The following is a 17,006-nucleotide window of genomic DNA, read 5'->3' on the forward strand; positions in this document are numbered from 1 at the left end:
AGCGTTTTAATGCACAAGATCTAATAAAATTATATAAACAACTGTTTTTTATAAAAATATGGTGCCGCGGCCGGGATTTGAACCCGGGTCACAGGCTCGAAAGGCCTGCATACTTTCGGTTCCTAGACGCACAGGATTGACCGGGCTATACTACCGCGGCACATTAAAGCTACTAATAATAATTTCTCCTGATTTTAAAGTTAAAGTTTTCTTTGTTATGTAGATCAAATCACCTTTAATTATACTCTTTCCATCCTTTATGAACGAGGATCCTTAGTAAAAACTTATTACTATATTCAAAAAATTAAGTAATAGACTCTATAGTAGAGGCTTCTTAGAATATCTTAAGGATATCATTTATGTGTTAAAAATAATAATTAATAAGGAAATAAACTTAGAAAATATAAATATTCTGTTACTCAAAACACCTATAAATTTCACAATTAGAGCGCTAAAAAGACTAACAAGTATATTCCTATAAATATGAATAGCTTCCATTTCTCTATATACCTTTTAATTTTATGTTTTATTTAATAAATTTTTAAAAAGTTGTTATATTTAATGTTTTTGCTGTGTTTGGATTTAAGTACTAGAAGCGGGACTTTGCTCTAAGATCTGCACTTCGGTACAAGGTAGATTACGATAAAGCAAGGAATTCTAGATCGTGAAGCCGTCGCTGTTCACCCTTTTTAGGAACAAGAAAAATGGAAAATGATTGCTGATATTTGTTTTCTCTAAGAAATCAAAGTGCCAATTTTATCCCAAAAATGTAGACAAAATTTATAAATCCCTTAAACTCCTTTATGCCCATGTGTCTATTTTGCAAGATCGCTAATTCTGAGGAAAGCGCATATGTAATTTATGATAGTGAAAAAGTCATGGCATTTCTAGATAAATTTCCTATTTCTCCGGGTCATACTCTAGTAATAACAAAAGCGCATTTTGATGACTTTCTTTCTACATCAGATGATTATATCATAGATCTAGCTAAGGTAACTCGGGAGTTAGCTAAGGCAGTGACAAAGGCCGTAAAAGCTAATGGAGTTAGAGTCTTGAGTAACGTGGGAAAGAGCGCAGGGCAAGTAATATTTCATGTTCATGTTCATATTATCCCAACTTGGGATGAGGAACCGCCAATCGAATATTCTGACTTCATCCCTAGAAAAGAGCAGTCCAAAGTATATTATGAAAAATTGCAAATGGTTATTAATCAGAACTTAGAAAGAAGTAAATAGAACATTATTAGGTGATTATCTTGGGTTTACGTGAAGATTTCGGAAAGAGATTTGAGGAAAACTTTTCTGATAGTTTAGTCGAAAGGCTTTCTCACTCCGCAGATATGGGTTTTGTACCTCAACTTGTGTGGACTGGAATTAAAATAAACATTATACCAGATTATGTTATTTACCCACAGAACGTGGAGGATGTTGTAGACGCGGTTAAATTAGCACTACAATATGGAGTTCCAATAGTGCCTTACGGAAGAGGAACAAATAGGTACGGAAATGCGATACCAGCTGACGGCGGATTGCTATTAGATTTTTCAAAAATGGAAAAAGTTCAAATAGATGAGCAGAATAAGCTAGCTATAGTTGAACCTGGGGCAACTTGGAAGATCATTGATCTTAATGCCCAAGCAAGAAACTTACAGCTTAGAACTTTTCCTTCTAGTTATGACTCAACTGCAGGCGGAGGAATAGCCGGTGATGTATTAGGCATAGGTTCATATGAGTTTGGCTTCCTTTGCGATAATATTTCCTTTGTAGATCTGGTAAACCCTAAGGCAGAAATTGTTCATCTTGAAGGAAAAGACCTTGCCCTCGTGTGTGGCTCTGAAGGAACTACGGGGATCATAGTAAAGGCTGGTATAAAGTTGAAGCAGTTTTCTAGAACAGAGAGCATGGTAATTTCATTTGATAGCTTTGCAAAGGCATATAATGCAATTGGAGAATTCTATAGAGAAGTTGTTCCAGCATGGCACGTTCAAGTTAGAGGACCTGCAATTTCTTCTTATTTGGCTGACAAGTTCAAGGCACGTTTAGATCCAAATAAATGGAACATGGTTATCCTTTATCCCTCTACTAGAGCAAGCGTTGTAGAACCTAAACTTTACAAGATCTCTCAAACGTTTGGAGGAAATATCTTTGAGGGAGAGTGGACAGGTTGGTGGAGTTTTAATCATGGAGTTAATGCCGCTCTGAGGACTAAAGGTCTACTAATTCATCAACATGGACTAATTCATTATACAAAGATTAACGAACTAATTGACGGATTACAGAAAAATTTAGGTAATATAGGTCTTTTAGACCCAGAAAAAGGATTTGATCTAGATATAGATCTAGAGAGGAGAGAGGTACTTTTAGTTAATGCGTTTACTCAAACAACTCTTCCATCAGTGGATAAAAAGATCATATACGACTTAGCGAAAAATACGTTAATGATGGAGGAATACGTGAAAGTTGGAGGTTCAATGTTATCCATAGGAATGTTTGTTCATAAGTATGCTAAGAATAGGTTAAGCGCAATGGGAAAGACTTTCCAAGAACTTGGAGTAGACCGTTACGAAGTAATGAAGAAATATAAGGAGGAAATGGATCCTGATGAGCTATTTAACCCTGGAAAAGTCTTTGAACCAAAGAAGCGGGCTAAAACTTTATTGGAGATTGTTAATAAGCAGAACGAAGCTCTAAAGTTCCGTTTCGGAATAGGATTTGCAAAAGTGTTATCACCCGGAGGAGAAGTAGATGGATATAAAGTTTCTAAGAGATATCTTGATATTTTTGCAGATTATGCCTTAACATGCATAGATTGTGCAATGTGTGTAACTGTTTGTCCTCAGTTTAGGTTAATACCACAATGGCCATATGCTCCGAAAGGAATGTTTGACTTCGCTAAAGGCGTAATTTCTTATTATCAGATTCATGAAGAAGTTGATGTTCCAGATAGCGCTATCGCCGAGATCTCAGGTTGTGATAAGTGTGCCCTCTGTGATGGGGTATGTCCAGCTAAAATTCCGATTTCTACGTTACTTATTAAATTAAATAGTCTAGTCGCAAGAAAGATCCCAGAGGAGCCAACTGCAGATATAACCATACCGGATGAATATAAGGATATAGTAGATGACGGAAGTGAAATAGGTATATGGTTAGGTAAATTTGTCAACGAGAATCCTCAAGTTTTGTTAGCAGTTCTAGAACTGATGAAAAAGCTTGGAATCAAGATTAAGCTGTTTAATACGAGTCTTGACAGTGGATTCATGGACTATATAAGCGGGAATGGGAATGTTCTAACTGAAAAGATAAAGCTTAATTCAGAGAAACTCCAAAATGTTGCTGAACTTCTTACAGTTTCTCCAGAAGATTACAGAACTTTTTCTGAGGCTTATAGGGAATACTCTAGATTGGTCGGGACAAGAATGGACGTAGAACCTACACCAATCGATCTGAAGCTGCTAAAGGCTATTCAATTTGAGGGAAGTGAAGAGATTAATTTGCACGCAGCGTGCTTTTCCTCTCCCTACATAGACGAGGTAATAAAAAGATTAAGAGAAAAAGGATTTAAAGTAAAGAAGATTGAAGGATGTTCAGGTGCAGTATTAGAAAAGAACTTAGGAAAGAGATCAGACATGATGGCAAGGGCTCTTGCAGAGAGATATCAGGAAATAGTAACTTTATGTCCATTAGCAGCTGCCAAATTCAAAGCTGTTGGAGTTAACGCAAAGACGTTGATTGAGTTCATAGGAGAGAGAGTTGGAGTTAAGATAGACTACGCTCAAAAGACAGTTCAGGTAGGAGAAGAAGATAAATTGCAGATTCAGAAGCTATTCTATGACTCTATTTTATCTTCTTTACAGAAAAGGTTCCAAATAATCGCCGATACCGCCTCATTTATCTCTTCAGGGAAGGACGAATATGAAAAAATAATTGAACCGATAATAAAGGAGGCTATTGAGGAGAGCGCAAACAACTTTGTGGAAATGATTAGAGGTATAATTTCCACAAAGACTAAGGATATGAATCAGACAGAAAAGATGTTACTAACGTCTGCATATGTGAGAGAAGCTAGTAGTATTCTTCTTTCGGCGTCTTTTGAAAACTTAATCGCCCAAGTAGTCAGTGGAGTTAAATCATTTACTTCAGAAGAGTTCGATCAAAAGACCTTAGCCGATTCAGTCTTAGACCTTCTTAGATTCAATACATCCATATTTAAAAAGGCTATCTCATCTATATGAGTTAATTCTTTGTATTAACTAGTAATAGATTTATTTTATCTATAGGGATGATTACATATTATTGTATTTTATTTTAAATTATAAAAAGTAATAATTAATCTCATAGTATAACATATGGACAAATAAAAACTTTTTTAGGCAAATTTATAAAAGGGCAAACGAGTTATCTACTTAGGTATATAATGGGTAGAGTTAATATTGCGGCTGACTCTGAATTAGTAAAGGAATTGGAAAAGGAAGCAAAAAGTAAGGGTTACACTATATTTTCTCTAACCAATACTGCAATAAAGGCTATGACAGATTTGATAAAGAGCGGTGAAGATTCGTCAACTATACAAAACCTTGTCGAGTTTTATATTATTGGAAAAGACTTAGATATAATTCCAGTCACATCATGGTATATAGAGAGTCTAGCAAAAATATGTTATGAGAAGGATATTAAGGCTTTTGAGGAAATTTGTGAAGGGGCAGGACAGCAGCTTTCCTCATACCTTAAGTCAAGAGCTCCTACCTTTGATGGATTAATGGAAATTTATGACAGTGTTAAGTCTGTTTTACCGATAAAAGATATACATGTTAAAGCAGGTAGTGATGAAGAGATAGAAATAAGGGTTACTGGAAGCGGGTTTAGCAAGGAATCAACTTTCTGTACATCTAAGGTATTTCAAAAAATATTGGAAGGATATTCCTTTAACGTTATAGAAATGAACTACTCACCAGGTGGAATAATAATAGCTAAGGCTAAATATCAAGGCCAACCTAATAAGTAGTTACATCCTGATAAAAGCCTACAAACTACTTGTTGTGCTTCTAGAACCCTGGAGCTAATTGAGTAACGCTCATAAAAATACGATTTAACTTCTGACGAAAAATCACCGCTTTGAAACGCTCCTATACCAATTAGGTTGTTATCCTTACATAGAGCTTCAGGTGAAGTCCTTTTTCCATCCTCTGATAGAAGTATTGGATTTTTACCCTTAACTATATCTTCTAATTTTACGTTAAGTATTTCCATTAGAGGATTGTTCTCCTTAGGGACTCTTCCTTCAATAAGGAGTTTTTCCATTAATCCTATAAATCTATCATAATTTTTTGGGGGTCGCATGGATGGATCAACTCTTATTATTTTCGAGTCAATCGTGTGAATGTAAATCTCATCCATAATTTTTTCCTCCAAGATTAGGAGAAGAGTTTGATGTAAAATATCGGGTCTTCCTCTCTTTCTAAAGTTAGGTAGATTTTTCATTGCCGAATAGTGAAGAGAAATATCTAAGATTGTTTGTTCAGGTCTCTTACCTCTCTTCATAGCGTTCTTAACCACTGAAGGATGATTAACTATTTCCTTAGGAACTAGTTCTAGTGAAGAATCAAGGAGAATTATATCTATTTTCACACTAAACTGTATTCAATGATATCTATAAGACTTGAGAAGAGGTCAATTTCCTTAATATTAGAAGCTAGAAGACTTGCCTTAGAAGGAGAATTAGAACTTGGAAGAAAATACATTAAGTTGGCTAGAGCTTATGCAGCAAAGGGTAGATTTAGATTACCTCTTCCGTATAGGAGAATGTTTTGCAGAAGATGCAATACGCCATTAGTTCCAGGTAAAACTGAAAGGGTAAGAATCAAGTCAAAAATTTTAATAAGAACTTGCTTAATATGTGGCTGGATAAGGAGATATGAACTCAGAGAAGTTAAAAAGAGTGACGGTGGAAAAATCAGCGGTAAGAATAGGGAAAAACGGAATTTCACAGGGGATTATAGAGGAAATAAAGAGGCAATTAAAGGAAAAAAGAGTAGTAAAAATAAGGATAGGAAATAAAGAAGGGAATAGGAAGGAAATAGCGAATAAAATTGCAGAGATTACGGGTTCAAGACTAATTGAAGTAAGGGGATATACTTTTGTCCTTGAGAAAGAAAGTAGCCCTTGATGAACTTGAATTTACTGGACATCCCAATGTATTAGCTACACATAAAACAACACTGGAAATAACTACAGAGGATTACTTAACTCCTCGAGGAGACTGTATAATAGGAATAAATGCCTCTAAGTCTTTAGCAGACTTGAACGAGAGAGTTAAGTCGGATATAAGGCTAGGGTATTATGTTTATCTAGTCATTCAAGTAGGTAATTATTCACAAGTAATTATAGGCAAAGGCTCTCCATCTCTTTCTCTAGACGATAAGGTAAGGATGATTATTAGAAAATCAACTTATACTTCTAGTTCAACTCTAATGATTATGGCAAATTCTTCAGCTAGAAACATTGATAGGCGAATTGTGGAAACACTAAGACGCGGTAATGTTGGAAAAGCCTTTATTCTGACAAGCGAATATCCCCTTAAAGATGTAGAGGCCCTTAGAGAACTCGTTAATGGCCTTAGCGTTGATAATATCTCTTAGGTTATCCTCTCGATCTAGGATATATATAATAAGTTCTTTTCTTGTTACTCTACATAGTTCTACCAAGAACTCTCTAATTGTTGTTGGATTGTCTCCATATACTCTATCGAACGCTTTTTCCCTAAAAGGGAGATAATGTGCATCGTAATTTACTATATCGACTAGACCGAGTCTTCTGTTCAGACTGATAGTTTCCTTCAAAAGGTATAACCCAGCTAAGTTCAGATCACCTGCAACTACAAACAATGCCTTTACTGAAGCATGTAGTGCAATCCCTCCATATCCAGTGAAGGCATCTAAAACAATTTCCCCCTCCTTAATCTCATCCTTAACCCTAAGATGTTCACCACTTAAAGAGGGATTAACATAGACCTTTGATATATCCACGACGAATGTTATCCCATTTTCTTTAAATTTAGTTTTAGTTATCGTTTCTCCTCCTATATGCTCTAACTCGTTAACTCTGAGGTTTCCCGTTACTTTTTTCCTAATGTAAACTGCCTTAACTCTTGGATTAATTTTCATTACTGCCTTGGCTAACTCATCCTTATTTACCTCAATTTTAGGCGAAACTAGCGCTATTTCTCCTATAACATAAAAACTTGACACACCTTTCATGATATCCCTTAGTTTAGGCGTATTAACTTTTTTTGACCTTATTTCTTGTTCGCGTTTATTATGACTAGACAAGGAACATCACTGTGATAAGAAATTTGCTTACAAACTAAAGGAGATTCAATAAAAAGAAAAAGATTATTTCTTAAATTTGTCCATCTCAGAGCTATGACCAGCAAATAGAGAGGAACTAGGATCAATGTACTTTTTAGCCACGCTTGTGGCTATTGCTACTTGACCAAAACCAACAGCTATTAACGCTAACTTTGGACTCCCATCGACTGAGGCTATATCTCCTGCAGAGTATACACCTGGAAGGTTTGTTTCCATCTTTCCATTAACTAGTACATCTCTTCCCTTCATGTTAACTCCCCACTTAGGTATGTTGCCTAGATCGCCCTTGTAACCGATGCTTATTATAACTGCATCAATGTCTAGTGTTTTTTCCTCCTTCGTTCTGTTATCAAATATTATAGCTTCTGTTACTTTACTTCCGTCACCTTTAACTTCCTTTAGTTCATGCCAAGTATATACGTTTGCCACTTGATACATTTCTTTAACACTTCTCTCATGAGCTCTAAATTGATCTCTTCTGTGGGCCAAGTAAACTTTCTTAGCTATTGGAGCTAATGTTAACGCCCAGTCTACTGCAGAGTCTCCACCTCCTACTATTAAGATTCTTTTTCCTTCAAAGTCCTTTTTCCTTCTCACAGTATAGAAAACGCCTTTATTCTCGTACTCAACTTCTCCCTTTGCCCCAAGTCTTGAAGGGGATATCTTACCTATTCCTACAGCTATTAATACTGTCTTAGTCTTAAACTCTCCTCCATTGTTTGTCTTAACAATCCACATGTTGTCATCGGTCTTCTGGATCCAATCAACCCATTCCTTTGTCCTTATATCTGACGAGAACATCTTAGCTTGCTCAATTAACTTTTGAGCTAGATCGTAGCCAAGTATCCCTGGAAATCCACCCACATCATATACTGTCTTTTCTGGGTATAGAGACACTAATTGGCCTCCTAACTCGTCCTGTGAGTCTATTAAGAGAGTCTTCATGTCCCTTAGTCCAGCATAGAAGTTACCAAAGAGACCAACAGGCCCTCCTCCTATTACTATCATATCATATTCTGACATATGTAGTCAAAGATTTGGTGAATTTATACTATTTAAACGTTACTACAATAATCATCAAAAAACAAATTAGTTAGAGATAAAGGCTTGAGTAATAAAATAAAGCAATGATAGAGCTTTTCATACTACTGTTGACGCCATTCTTTATACTTTGGAGTTTCTGGTTAAGGTATTTTAGAAAAATTATTTCAGGAGGTCTTGATTATGTTGGCAATTCCTATACTGAAAATAAGATTAGAATTTTGCCCTCATCTTCAGTAAAGGTTAAGATAAAGGGAAAAACGGTAATTGTAGTAAGTGGAGTTTCTAGCTGGGTAACTATAAGGGTTAATGGGGGACCAAGACAAAAGGTTTTCAAGATAAGGTTATTGAATACAGAAGGTGAAGTTGAAATAATAAATGAGAATAGAGTATTTCAAGTCAATGTAGTTATTAGGCAAGCTGTTTAATCTTCGTGATGATAACTAGCGGAATAATTCCAAGAATCGTGGAAATTACCCAAATGTAAATACCGCTTAATGATGCTATTGGTTGAATTATACTTCCTAAGATAATATTTACAGCGTTTATTTCAGCAAGGGCTATTCCTGCATTAGATCCTCTATTTGATGCTGCTAAAGCATAAAGGATGGAGATTGCTAATTCATTAAATATTCCAATAGTTACTATTCCAAGGAAATAGTATCTGGTGTAAAGTAGGAGGGAAGGTATTACACCCAAAATGGAAGTAATTAGTAAGAGTTTTACTCTATTTCCCCTATCACCTAAAAAGGCCAAAAGGCCTCCTATTAAGGAGAAGATTAAAAGTGTAGAAGTTATGGCGGAACTTTGCGTAATTTGTATGTGTAAATTTACGGTAGCGAAAGTCGGAAAAAGTTCACCTATAACATAGTAGGCCCCCCAAACGCCTGACGTGGCAATTCCTAGATAGAGTATTTTTTTGTCTTTAATTGTTGACCAATTTGGAAAGTGATTTGGGAGCCTAAGATTTATAAAAATAGAAATAAAAAGTAAAGCAGAGAGTAAATATGAAGAAAATTTAAACCCTATATGTTGATCTAAAAATATCCAGTTAAGGCCGATTATACCCCCTAAACTGAAGGCAGAGTTATATATTCCCAACGCGGTGCTAGTTCTCTTTTCATTTAATATTGCTAAAATTGATGCTCCTGAAGAGAAAAACATAGAGGCTCCTACACCTGCTATAAAATATGAGATCAAAAGCATGTACAGATTCGTGGAATTTCCTACAAATAGCGAAGATATTGCCATAACGGACAATCCTAAAATCATTGTTCTTCTTAGACCTATCCTTGATGAAATATAAGCCGAGGGTATTTGCATACTTCCTGATCCTACGAAGAACGAAAATGGAACCAAACCAGAGAATGAAATCGGGAAAGAGAGTGAACTAGATAAATAAGGTATAATAGGCGCTAAATAAAACCAGGTAATAGCATATATTACTCTAGCAAAGATTATGGTAAATCCTTTCAACATGAGATTCGCAGTAATATTATTAAAAAAGTTATGTGAGGTTAGATAGATGAAAGTAAAAATAGTACATAATCCATTTCCAAAGGCCCAATCAATAGTTAGAAAAGCGTTAGAGATCTTTAAGAATTATGGTCTAGAGATTACAGATTCTGATCCTGACTATGTAATCGCAATAGGAGGAGACGGAACGCTGTTAAAAGCCATAAAATATGGAAAGCCTGTGATTGCAGTAAAGGCAGGAAGAAGGGGATTCTTAATGGATGTCGAACCAGAAAGGCTCGAATGTGCATTGAAGAGATTAATTGATGGGGATTTTAAAATCCAAGAATATCCATTATTGAAACTTAACACGGAAGGAATTAATACACTCGCATTTAATGAAGTAGGGATAATATCGGAACAACCAGAAACTATTATTCTAAATTTTAAATCTGATAATATTAATTTTTCCATAGAAGGAGATGGGGCATTAATCTCTACGCCTCAAGGAAGTACAGGTTGGGCTTTATCCGCTACTGGTAATATTATTCTTGACGTAGATGCAATTGAGTTAGCTTTTATTAACCCAGTTCTTTCTCCTTTACGTTCAGTAGTTATTTCATCTAATCCTATAACGATAAAAATAGAGGACAAAGGTTATAATCAAAAGATTAGATTAACGAGTGACGGAGATATAGTAGAAACAGTAAATACGGGAGACGAAATTCACGTTGAAAGGGCTAAAGAGAAAGCAAAAGTGCTTCGATTCTTTGAAATTAACCCCATAGGAGGAGTTTTAAGTGGAAAAAATAATATTTGATACAGCCCCCTTTTTTGCAGGTTTGGAGAACTCATTTCCTAAGATCTACACTACACAAGATGTTATACAGGAGGTAAAGGACAGTGTATCTAGGCATTTATTATCTCTTGCACTTGATTCAGGAAAAATTATCATCTTAAAACCTTCGAGGAACAGTCTAGAAACCGTGAAAAGGAAGATAAAAGAAGTAAACGATTTTTCACTTTCTGAAACAGACATTTCAGTTGCAGCAATTGCTCTTGACTCGAAACCCTGTGTTGTCTTTACTGATGATCTATCTCTGCAAAACCTGTTGATTATCCTAGGAATTAATTTCACATCAGTAAAATTGAATAAAAAAGCCGTAGTAAGTAAAAAGTTTATATATGAATGCAAATATTGTGGTTATAAAACAAAGTATAATAATAATACATGTCCTAAATGTGGTGGAAATTTAGTAAAAAAATCATTATCGTTAACTAGAGATAAAAATTTCTAGTAGTTGTAATAGAAGAATTGTATAATTATAAAACTCAAGTAAGGTTTATTTAATCTCACTTGAAATGATAGTGTGGATTACAAAAATCTACTCCTAGCAATAATGAAAGTGGGGCCAAATTCTTATGCTATCTCAAGATATCTAGGAGAACCAAGTACAATAATTAAATCAATGCTTAATAATTTACAAAATTTTCTCGGCCTAAGGGTATATCCAAATATCTCAGCTGAGTCCCTTGGTTTAAAAAAGATTATTATATTTTGTAAAAATTCAAAACTTAAGATTGACACTGAAAAGAACCTATTTGTTCCTTTATTAAATTTATATAGGGCAGATATTGAGAAAAAGCAGTTCATTTCGGTAATCTTCGCAAACGAGAACTCGATCTCTGATATAGAGAGCGCTATAAAGAAGATTAATGAAGCAGGAGTAGCTGAGTGTGAAGTTATGTTGATAAATAGGACAGTAAAGTATGTTAGGAACCCTGAATGCTTTGATTTCGAATCCGGAAGTTGGTCATGTAATTCCATGTATGAGTTTCCTAATTCTACTCGTCAATTAAATGCGGATAAGGCAGATATTGATCTTATTGTATCGTTGCAAGTTAATCCTTGCTATCCTTACTTTTTTAATCCGCATTGGACTCATATTAAACCAGCAGTTACTAATTTTATTTACACTCTATCTAAAAAGGATCTCATATTAGATGTAATATCTAAGACCGATATTGCTAGATATATTCCTCAAGTAGTATGGAAAGCTGAAGCAAAGGGGCTATACATTACTGAGATTCACATGGCCGGAGCAGAAACTGAAAAGATACTAGATGCAGTAAGGGAAAAGGCAGAAGATATGATACTAGCTCCAATGAACATCTCTTATGCAGAAGGAAGATCTTTGCCCTATGAGATATTTAAGGGAAAAACCTGGAAGTTTCCCTCTATACAGATTCAGGAAGAATAAAGTAATAGAGTTAAGCAATCCATTTAAAGCCATATTTTTGATATAAATCCTTTACATCATTTCCCTTTAATATATCGTAGAATTGTTTAGCTTTTTCAGAGTGGTTTTTAAGAAGTCCAAAAGCGAGTTTTCCTTCCTTATTCGGCGTAGGAGCTACAAATTTAAAGCCCCAAAAAGTAGCTTCGGTCCTCCACATGATCCCAGCTTCTATATCTCCTAACTTCATCATATGAGGTATTTCTCTATGATGTACTTTTGTTACGTATACCTTACCTGAATCGATTAGACCATTATAGTCGCCACACGTTTGAGTGTAGATATCCTTAAACTGAGAACCTATTCCTTCCGTGTTAGGATTTGGTATTGCAACTCTCTTACCTAAAAGATCGCACCAATTGACGATTTCCTTTCCTCTATAGGCTATAACGATATCATTACTAGCATAGTTAAATGAGTTATCTAAATCTAATCCTTCCATTAATGCAGGAGGAAGAGATATAACTTCAGGTTTGAAATCAATACTAAGGCCAGATATAGTTAAGGGCTCTCCTTCTGCTCTCTTCCTAACTATTCCGGGAGGTATTGTCTCTACGTATACTTCTATACCCTTTGACTTAACTAAGTTAACTAACTCCCTTACAACAAACCATTGATTACCTGCAAAGGAAGCCTTGACTCCAGAAGTACTACCGATAATATCTTCTAAAACGTCAAACATTGGAAGAGTTAGATCCATAAGAATAACTTTTAAGTATGTTAAAAAGTTCTTAGGTTAAAGGAGTAAAACTCAATCTAGTTAAGATAAGATATCATGCTTTCAAAATTGATTTATAAAATATGTAGGAATTTAATAATTTTTTAGTTCATAAAGGTTAAAAGTCCTCTATATGGAAGGATAATCGTTCTTTTTTCAGATTTACTTGAAAACATATAGATCGAACTAAATAGCGTAATCTAGGAAAGATGCTATAGTAATGAAGCATGTAAGCAAAACCTTAACTGAATTTTAAGCTCTTAAACTTCCAGTTACAAAAACTTTACAACTGAAAGCCTCGCCCTTTAGAGCGGGGAGGAGGTCAGAAAATAATATTGAGAAAACCTATACTTACTACAAGGATCAGTTAACAGTATGAGTAACATGTTCCGTAGGGGGATATTCATATTCTTTCAGATATTGCAATAAGAGATGAATACATTATTTCTCCCATAGATACAGGTCTAAGCTTAGCCTCTTCTAATCTAATTCCTTTATTGGAGATCATAATTTTCACCTTTTTCGATTTAAGTATTCTATAAGACGGAAGGCATAAAGATCCATGAGGAGCTATAACCTCATCAGCATTTAGTTCTATACATGCTCTCGCAACTGCAGGCCTTTTCATTTTTGATTTAATTGCAGGATTTTCAATCTCTTGTAAAACTTTTCCATTTTTATCTATAATTATTAATTTTTTAGCTTTTGAGAATTCCTCAAGATTCCCATTTTCATCTATAGGAACACATATCATGTTAGAACACATATCATGTTAGAAGTTTATACTTCACTAAAATAAGCTAGAATTAAGTAGTTTTATTATCTTTGCTTAAAATATCGCTTGATGTTAAAGGACAAGTTCTTCAAGCCCGTAAGATTATATAGGGATCCTCATGTTGCGGTTGAAATAGTTGCTGAGTTAGCTGCGTCAAGACTTGGAAGTTTAGCTGGTTTTCCTGTAATTGAGGTTGAGTTAGCCGATTTAGATGGTAGAAAGGGGATAATAATGGAATACCTTCCAGAGAAAGCTACTAAACATTCTATAAATATTTCAGAAATTATGGAAGCCTTAGCCTTTGAAGAAGTTATTTTAAATGTAGACTTAAAGGAAGAACATGTTCTTGCCAAAAATGGAAAAGCGTATATAATAGATCATGGACACAGCTTTAACGCATGGAAACCATTATACTTTATTCAAGAAATAGTATCGAAAAGAGTGACTAGGTTCAATCTATGGAGCGATAAAGAAAGTTTTCTCAGAGGCGTGGAAAAAATCAATAGCATAGATGAAAAGGAGGTTAGAAAGGTAGTTGGTGAGGCAGTAAACGATGTTGTATCATTTGAAGTTTGCAAGCTTTTCGACGATAAGTTAGCTAAAGAGACTATTGAAATTAGTTCCAGGATATTTTCATTTAGAAAATCTATCCTCCTATCGTTATTCTAGGAAGAAATTTACCTAAGTAAATCAGAGTAAGTTTCTTCTATTTTCTTTAATATGTCATCTTCTTTAATTCCTTTTGACATAGCCATAATCATCGAACCCCCAGATCCAACTCCTTCCTTGATATATCCTTTCTCATAAGCTTTTATTCCATCAAATCTTGAATTGCTGAAATCCACGTCTGCGTAAAGTAGGTTAACACCAACATCCTTAGCTAAGCTAACTATATCCGAACTGTTGTCCTTGATAATCCACTTTGTAGTGCCTACAGCAACGTTAGAAAGAGATCCTTTAAGTTCCTTTATTATTGCAGCTGCTGCAATCATTTGTGTGCCACCTGCTAATAGAATTTTTCCCTTAAATCCCAGAGCAAAGCTAGCTATACTTACCAGAACCGGGTCTGATATCTTTGTCATAATGTCATACACATTTTTACTTAACCCCTTTGTCGCTTCTTCTACAATTTTTCTCTTTAAACTTTTTGGATTTTGAGGAGAAGCAGAACTCATTTTATCATATGCGTCATAGCCTAATCCTACTAAAACAGCCATTGCAGTGGTCGTCCCAGCAGGTATCGATTCACCTATGACTATAAAATCTTTCATCTCATTCAGCTCATTTCCAAGGATTTCACCATTTCTTAGCATTGAACGAATTGTAACCTCGTCAAATGAACCCTTTCTGATATCTTTTCCAGGCTTTCCGCCTATATCAATATATGGGATTTTAGGATTTATTTTACTTCCAGCGTTAACGACAATCTTTGTTGATTTAATCAGTGATAATGAACTTCTAGAAATTACAGCTGGAGTAGGGAGTCCATCAGGAGTAACAGGTACTACGTTTAAGCTTAGGCATCTGCCAAGAAGAAGAAATTCTGCGTCAGCAGCTGGAGTGTAGTGGGTTAACTCTGGGGTAGCTCCAGCTATCGTAATACCAGGAATTAAACTAACGTCAGTGGTACCTATTGTTAACAAAAATGTTAAACTATCTCTCTCTTTTTCTATAATTTGGGAGAAATTTCCTATAACGTCTTTAATCATTTCAAGCTTAAAAGTGAGAAAAGTAAGCTTTTCAGTGTTTTGGGAACTTTACAGGGAAATCGAAAAGGGAACAAAAGTTTCGATAGATGAATTCTCTAGGGACAAAAAATTAAATGGAGAAGTAAGGAAAGCAATTATTGAACTATACAATGAGGTAATAGGATTTGTGGAATATAAGACTGGAAAAAAGGAGAGGGATGCACTAGTGTCTCTTCTAGAACAAGGAAATATTACTCCTATTCTATTGCAAGAAATGCTTGATATCTCAAGAGTAATTGCCAAAATTAACGAAGTTGAGGATGATGTTCTATATGGGATGTTGGTGAGGATTATGGAAGACCTAGAGGAGCTATACAATGCAGTATCCTAATTCCAAAATTGAAAATTTTTTAACATTTTGTATCTTAGGTATGTAAAACTTGTAAAAAATTCAATGTAATATAAACTATCCTATAAGGCTAAGTTAGTATAAACTGAAACGAAAAATAGATTTTTAGAAATTCAGATTACTATTTTGTAACAATGGAATAGATCGAGGATATAGTTTTTTCTACTTCTTCTAATGTATTATAAAAATGCGTTGATATTCTTATTCCGTTTCCTCTTGGTGAAGTAATTATGCCTTTGCCCATAAGCTCTACACTTACTTTCCTTGGATTTTCAGTTTTTACTACCACAATTCCAGCCTTTTTTTCCTTAGGTGTTATTACTTCAAGTCCCTTGTCAGTTGCTGAGTCTATGGCATGATCGCTAAGTTCCTTTACTCTTTTTTCTATTTCCGAGTTATGTTCTTGTAAGATTTCTGCAGATTTTGCCATACCTAAGTTAGCTGCTATGTCAATTGTTCCTATTTCGAATCTTCTAGGTCCTTCCTCTAGTGAAAACGACTTAGCGTCGAAATCTAGGTAATTTTTTGAAGTCTTCCATCCATAAAAAGGAGGATCCTTTATGAGTTCATTTTTAACGTAAAGAAAACCTGATCCTTGAGGAGACATCATCCACTTATATCCGCCTGCAACTGCAAAATCGACGTTTAAATCTTTTACATCAACTTTCGTTGTTCCTAGACTCTGTATCACATCGAGTAAGATGTAACCGCCAACCTTCTTAATTTCTTCAGATATACGTTTTACGTCAATCTTTACACCGGTGTTGAAACTAACATGACTAATAACAACGAGTTTTGTTCTGTCATTTAACTGGCTTATTATTTTATCCTCTATATCATAAGGTGTGACATCGATCAGGTTAAGTTTTATCCCCTTTGATTTTAATTTTATGAATGGGTAAACTGTTGCAGGAAACTCAAGGCTATCTGTGATAACTTCATCTCCTTTAGAAAGAAGAGAGTGAGCAATAACATTAATTCCATAAGATGTATTGGGAATAAATGAAATTTCTTGGGGTTCGGAGTTAATTAGCTTTGAAATCTTTTGTCTAATATGTAAAAGTTCGTCTTGTTCTTCTCTATTGTCTGCTAAACTCCCGTCATTTGCTACCTCATATAGATATCTAAATGTCTCAAAGAGGACAGGAAGAGGAGTAGGGGATATTGCAGCATGATTTAGATAAATGTATTTTTGAGTTATAGGAACCTGAGTTCTGAAGTCCTCACAAAACATATGCTATAGCGGAATTTAGCAAAAAT

General features: G+C 35.0%; 20 protein-coding genes and 1 tRNA gene. 12 read left to right on the forward strand and 9 right to left on the reverse strand.

What is annotated here, in order from left to right; translation table 11 throughout:
* Nucleotides 1-59: 59 nt before the first annotated feature.
* Nucleotides 60-160, reverse strand: a tRNA-Glu gene (locus tag CM19_RS10825).
* 649 nt (nucleotides 161-809) lie between these two features.
* Between CM19_RS10825 and CM19_RS10830 the strand changes: the two genes are divergently transcribed.
* The 3 genes from CM19_RS10830 (at nucleotide 810) to CM19_RS10840 (ending at nucleotide 5,001) form a co-directional block, all read left to right on the forward strand.
* Nucleotides 810-1,235 carry an HIT family protein gene (locus CM19_RS10830; protein WP_048100512.1) on the forward strand — a complete coding sequence of 142 codons (426 nt, stop codon included), beginning with the start codon at nucleotides 810-812 and terminating at the stop codon, nucleotides 1,233-1,235.
* Nucleotides 1,236-1,255: 20 nt separating this feature from the next.
* Complete coding sequence (locus CM19_RS10835) at nucleotides 1,256-4,231, forward strand: FAD-binding and (Fe-S)-binding domain-containing protein (RefSeq protein ID WP_048100513.1); 2,976 nt, start codon at nucleotides 1,256-1,258, stop codon at nucleotides 4,229-4,231.
* Nucleotides 4,232-4,413: 182 nt separating this feature from the next.
* Nucleotides 4,414-5,001: a hypothetical protein gene (locus tag CM19_RS10840; RefSeq protein ID WP_048100448.1), complete on the forward strand. Its 588-nt coding sequence runs from the start codon at nucleotides 4,414-4,416 to the stop codon at nucleotides 4,999-5,001.
* On the opposite strand, the gene CM19_RS10845 is transcribed toward CM19_RS10840, so the two are convergent.
* Nucleotides 4,980-5,624, reverse strand: a complete 645-nt coding sequence (locus CM19_RS10845; protein WP_081801272.1) for a 16S rRNA methyltransferase — start codon at nucleotides 5,622-5,624, stop codon at nucleotides 4,980-4,982. The genes CM19_RS10840 and CM19_RS10845 overlap by 22 nt on opposite strands.
* A gap of 15 nt (nucleotides 5,625-5,639) precedes the next feature.
* Between CM19_RS10845 and CM19_RS10850 the strand changes: the two genes are divergently transcribed.
* From CM19_RS10850 to CM19_RS12820, 3 genes are read left to right on the forward strand one after another with little or no spacing between them, the layout of a single operon-like run.
* Nucleotides 5,640-6,053: a ribonuclease P protein component 4 gene (locus CM19_RS10850; protein ID WP_048100450.1), complete on the forward strand. Its 414-nt coding sequence runs from the start codon at nucleotides 5,640-5,642 to the stop codon at nucleotides 6,051-6,053.
* The gene (locus CM19_RS13565) at nucleotides 6,001-6,162 is read left to right on the forward strand and encodes a YhbY family RNA-binding protein (protein WP_420804729.1); all 162 of its coding nucleotides are present in this window, start codon (nucleotides 6,001-6,003) and stop codon (nucleotides 6,160-6,162) included. The genes CM19_RS10850 and CM19_RS13565 overlap by 53 nt, the downstream gene beginning before the upstream one ends.
* Entirely contained in the window at nucleotides 6,134-6,634 is a 501-nt protein-coding gene (locus CM19_RS12820; protein ID WP_235185674.1) for a DUF371 domain-containing protein, read from the forward strand. The genes CM19_RS13565 and CM19_RS12820 overlap by 29 nt, the downstream gene beginning before the upstream one ends.
* Here CM19_RS12820 and CM19_RS10855 read toward each other — a convergent pair.
* Both CM19_RS10855 and CM19_RS10860 read right to left on the reverse strand, forming a co-directional pair.
* A complete protein-coding gene (locus CM19_RS10855) occupies nucleotides 6,521-7,324 on the reverse strand; it encodes a class I SAM-dependent methyltransferase family protein (protein WP_235185675.1) in 804 nt (267 codons plus the stop codon). The two genes, CM19_RS12820 and CM19_RS10855, sit on opposite strands and share 114 nt — an antisense overlap.
* Before the next feature lie 63 nt (nucleotides 7,325-7,387).
* Nucleotides 7,388-8,386 carry an NAD(P)/FAD-dependent oxidoreductase gene (locus CM19_RS10860; RefSeq protein ID WP_048100452.1) on the reverse strand — a complete coding sequence of 333 codons (999 nt, stop codon included), beginning with the start codon at nucleotides 8,384-8,386 and terminating at the stop codon, nucleotides 7,388-7,390.
* Between the two features lie 104 nt (nucleotides 8,387-8,490).
* Here CM19_RS10860 and CM19_RS10865 point away from each other — a divergent pair, with 104 nt between their 5' ends.
* Nucleotides 8,491-8,832, forward strand: a complete 342-nt coding sequence (locus tag CM19_RS10865; RefSeq protein ID WP_048100453.1) for a hypothetical protein — start codon at nucleotides 8,491-8,493, stop codon at nucleotides 8,830-8,832.
* Here the strand turns inward: CM19_RS10865 and CM19_RS10870 are convergent.
* Entirely contained in the window at nucleotides 8,816-9,883 is a 1,068-nt protein-coding gene (locus CM19_RS10870; RefSeq protein WP_235185676.1) for an MFS transporter, read from the reverse strand. The two genes, CM19_RS10865 and CM19_RS10870, sit on opposite strands and share 17 nt — an antisense overlap.
* A 46-nt stretch (nucleotides 9,884-9,929) precedes the next feature.
* On the opposite strand from CM19_RS10870, the gene CM19_RS10875 reads away from it, so the two are divergent.
* The 3 genes from CM19_RS10875 to CM19_RS10885 all read left to right on the forward strand — a co-directional run bounded on the left by CM19_RS10875 (nucleotide 9,930) and on the right by CM19_RS10885 (nucleotide 12,120).
* Nucleotides 9,930-10,679: an NAD(+)/NADH kinase gene (locus tag CM19_RS10875; RefSeq protein ID WP_048100454.1), complete on the forward strand. Its 750-nt coding sequence runs from the start codon at nucleotides 9,930-9,932 to the stop codon at nucleotides 10,677-10,679.
* Nucleotides 10,660-11,157 (forward strand): NOB1 family endonuclease, encoded by a 498-nt coding sequence (locus CM19_RS10880; RefSeq protein ID WP_048100455.1) that lies wholly within the window; start codon nucleotides 10,660-10,662, stop codon nucleotides 11,155-11,157. The genes CM19_RS10875 and CM19_RS10880 overlap by 20 nt, the downstream gene beginning before the upstream one ends.
* A gap of 72 nt (nucleotides 11,158-11,229) precedes the next feature.
* Complete coding sequence (locus tag CM19_RS10885; RefSeq protein ID WP_048100456.1) at nucleotides 11,230-12,120, forward strand: hypothetical protein; 891 nt, start codon at nucleotides 11,230-11,232, stop codon at nucleotides 12,118-12,120.
* Between the two features lie 10 nt (nucleotides 12,121-12,130).
* On the opposite strand, the gene CM19_RS10890 is transcribed toward CM19_RS10885, so the two are convergent.
* The gene (locus CM19_RS10890) at nucleotides 12,131-12,856 is read right to left on the reverse strand and encodes a substrate-binding domain-containing protein (protein WP_048100457.1); all 726 of its coding nucleotides are present in this window, start codon (nucleotides 12,854-12,856) and stop codon (nucleotides 12,131-12,133) included.
* Between the two features lie 421 nt (nucleotides 12,857-13,277).
* Nucleotides 13,278-13,628 carry a NifB/NifX family molybdenum-iron cluster-binding protein gene (locus tag CM19_RS10895; protein WP_081801275.1) on the reverse strand — a complete coding sequence of 117 codons (351 nt, stop codon included), beginning with the start codon at nucleotides 13,626-13,628 and terminating at the stop codon, nucleotides 13,278-13,280.
* A gap of 90 nt (nucleotides 13,629-13,718) precedes the next feature.
* On the opposite strand from CM19_RS10895, the gene CM19_RS10900 reads away from it, so the two are divergent.
* Nucleotides 13,719-14,318, forward strand: a complete 600-nt coding sequence (locus CM19_RS10900; protein ID WP_048100459.1) for a hypothetical protein — start codon at nucleotides 13,719-13,721, stop codon at nucleotides 14,316-14,318.
* A gap of 8 nt (nucleotides 14,319-14,326) precedes the next feature.
* Here the strand turns inward: CM19_RS10900 and cobT are convergent, their stop codons facing one another.
* Nucleotides 14,327-15,358: a nicotinate mononucleotide-dependent phosphoribosyltransferase CobT gene (gene cobT / locus CM19_RS10905; RefSeq protein WP_048100460.1), complete on the reverse strand. Its 1,032-nt coding sequence runs from the start codon at nucleotides 15,356-15,358 to the stop codon at nucleotides 14,327-14,329.
* Nucleotides 15,359-15,371: 13 nt separating this feature from the next.
* Between cobT and CM19_RS10910 the strand changes: the two genes are divergently transcribed.
* On the forward strand, nucleotides 15,372-15,728 hold the full coding sequence (locus CM19_RS10910) for a hypothetical protein (protein ID WP_150111434.1): 357 nt from the start codon (nucleotides 15,372-15,374) through the stop codon (nucleotides 15,726-15,728).
* 139 nt (nucleotides 15,729-15,867) lie between these two features.
* Here the strand turns inward: CM19_RS10910 and CM19_RS10915 are convergent, their stop codons facing one another.
* Nucleotides 15,868-16,980 (reverse strand): aminotransferase class V-fold PLP-dependent enzyme, encoded by a 1,113-nt coding sequence (locus CM19_RS10915; protein WP_048100462.1) that lies wholly within the window; start codon nucleotides 16,978-16,980, stop codon nucleotides 15,868-15,870.
* Nucleotides 16,981-17,006 lie beyond the last annotated feature (26 nt).

This window comes from Candidatus Acidianus copahuensis (assembly GCF_000632495.1).
Taxonomy (GTDB): Archaea; Thermoproteota; Thermoprotei_A; order Sulfolobales; family Sulfolobaceae; genus Acidianus; species Acidianus copahuensis.

Excerpts from the sequence above, each read along its gene's own strand:
- CM19_RS10830 (WP_048100512.1), top strand. The coding sequence starts at position 810 with ATGTGTCTATTTTGCAAGATCGCTAATTCTGAGGAAAGCGCATATGTA.
- CM19_RS10840 (WP_048100448.1), top strand. The coding sequence starts at position 4,414 with ATGGGTAGAGTTAATATTGCGGCTGACTCTGAATTAGTAAAGGAATTG.
- CM19_RS10850 (WP_048100450.1), top strand. The coding sequence starts at position 5,640 with ATGATATCTATAAGACTTGAGAAGAGGTCAATTTCCTTAATATTAGAA.
- CM19_RS10860 (WP_048100452.1), bottom strand. The coding sequence starts at position 8,386 with ATGTCAGAATATGATATGATAGTAATAGGAGGAGGGCCTGTTGGTCTC.
- CM19_RS10865 (WP_048100453.1), top strand. The coding sequence starts at position 8,491 with ATGATAGAGCTTTTCATACTACTGTTGACGCCATTCTTTATACTTTGG.
- CM19_RS10870 (WP_235185676.1), bottom strand. The coding sequence starts at position 9,883 with ATGTTGAAAGGATTTACCATAATCTTTGCTAGAGTAATATATGCTATT.
- CM19_RS10875 (WP_048100454.1), top strand. The coding sequence starts at position 9,930 with ATGAAAGTAAAAATAGTACATAATCCATTTCCAAAGGCCCAATCAATA.
- CM19_RS10890 (WP_048100457.1), bottom strand. The coding sequence starts at position 12,856 with ATGGATCTAACTCTTCCAATGTTTGACGTTTTAGAAGATATTATCGGT.
- CM19_RS10895 (WP_081801275.1), bottom strand. The coding sequence starts at position 13,628 with ATGATATGTGTTCCTATAGATGAAAATGGGAATCTTGAGGAATTCTCA.
- CM19_RS10900 (WP_048100459.1), top strand. The coding sequence starts at position 13,719 with ATGTTAAAGGACAAGTTCTTCAAGCCCGTAAGATTATATAGGGATCCT.
- cobT (WP_048100460.1), bottom strand. The coding sequence starts at position 15,358 with ATGATTAAAGACGTTATAGGAAATTTCTCCCAAATTATAGAAAAAGAG.
- CM19_RS10915 (WP_048100462.1), bottom strand. The coding sequence starts at position 16,980 with ATGTTTTGTGAGGACTTCAGAACTCAGGTTCCTATAACTCAAAAATAC.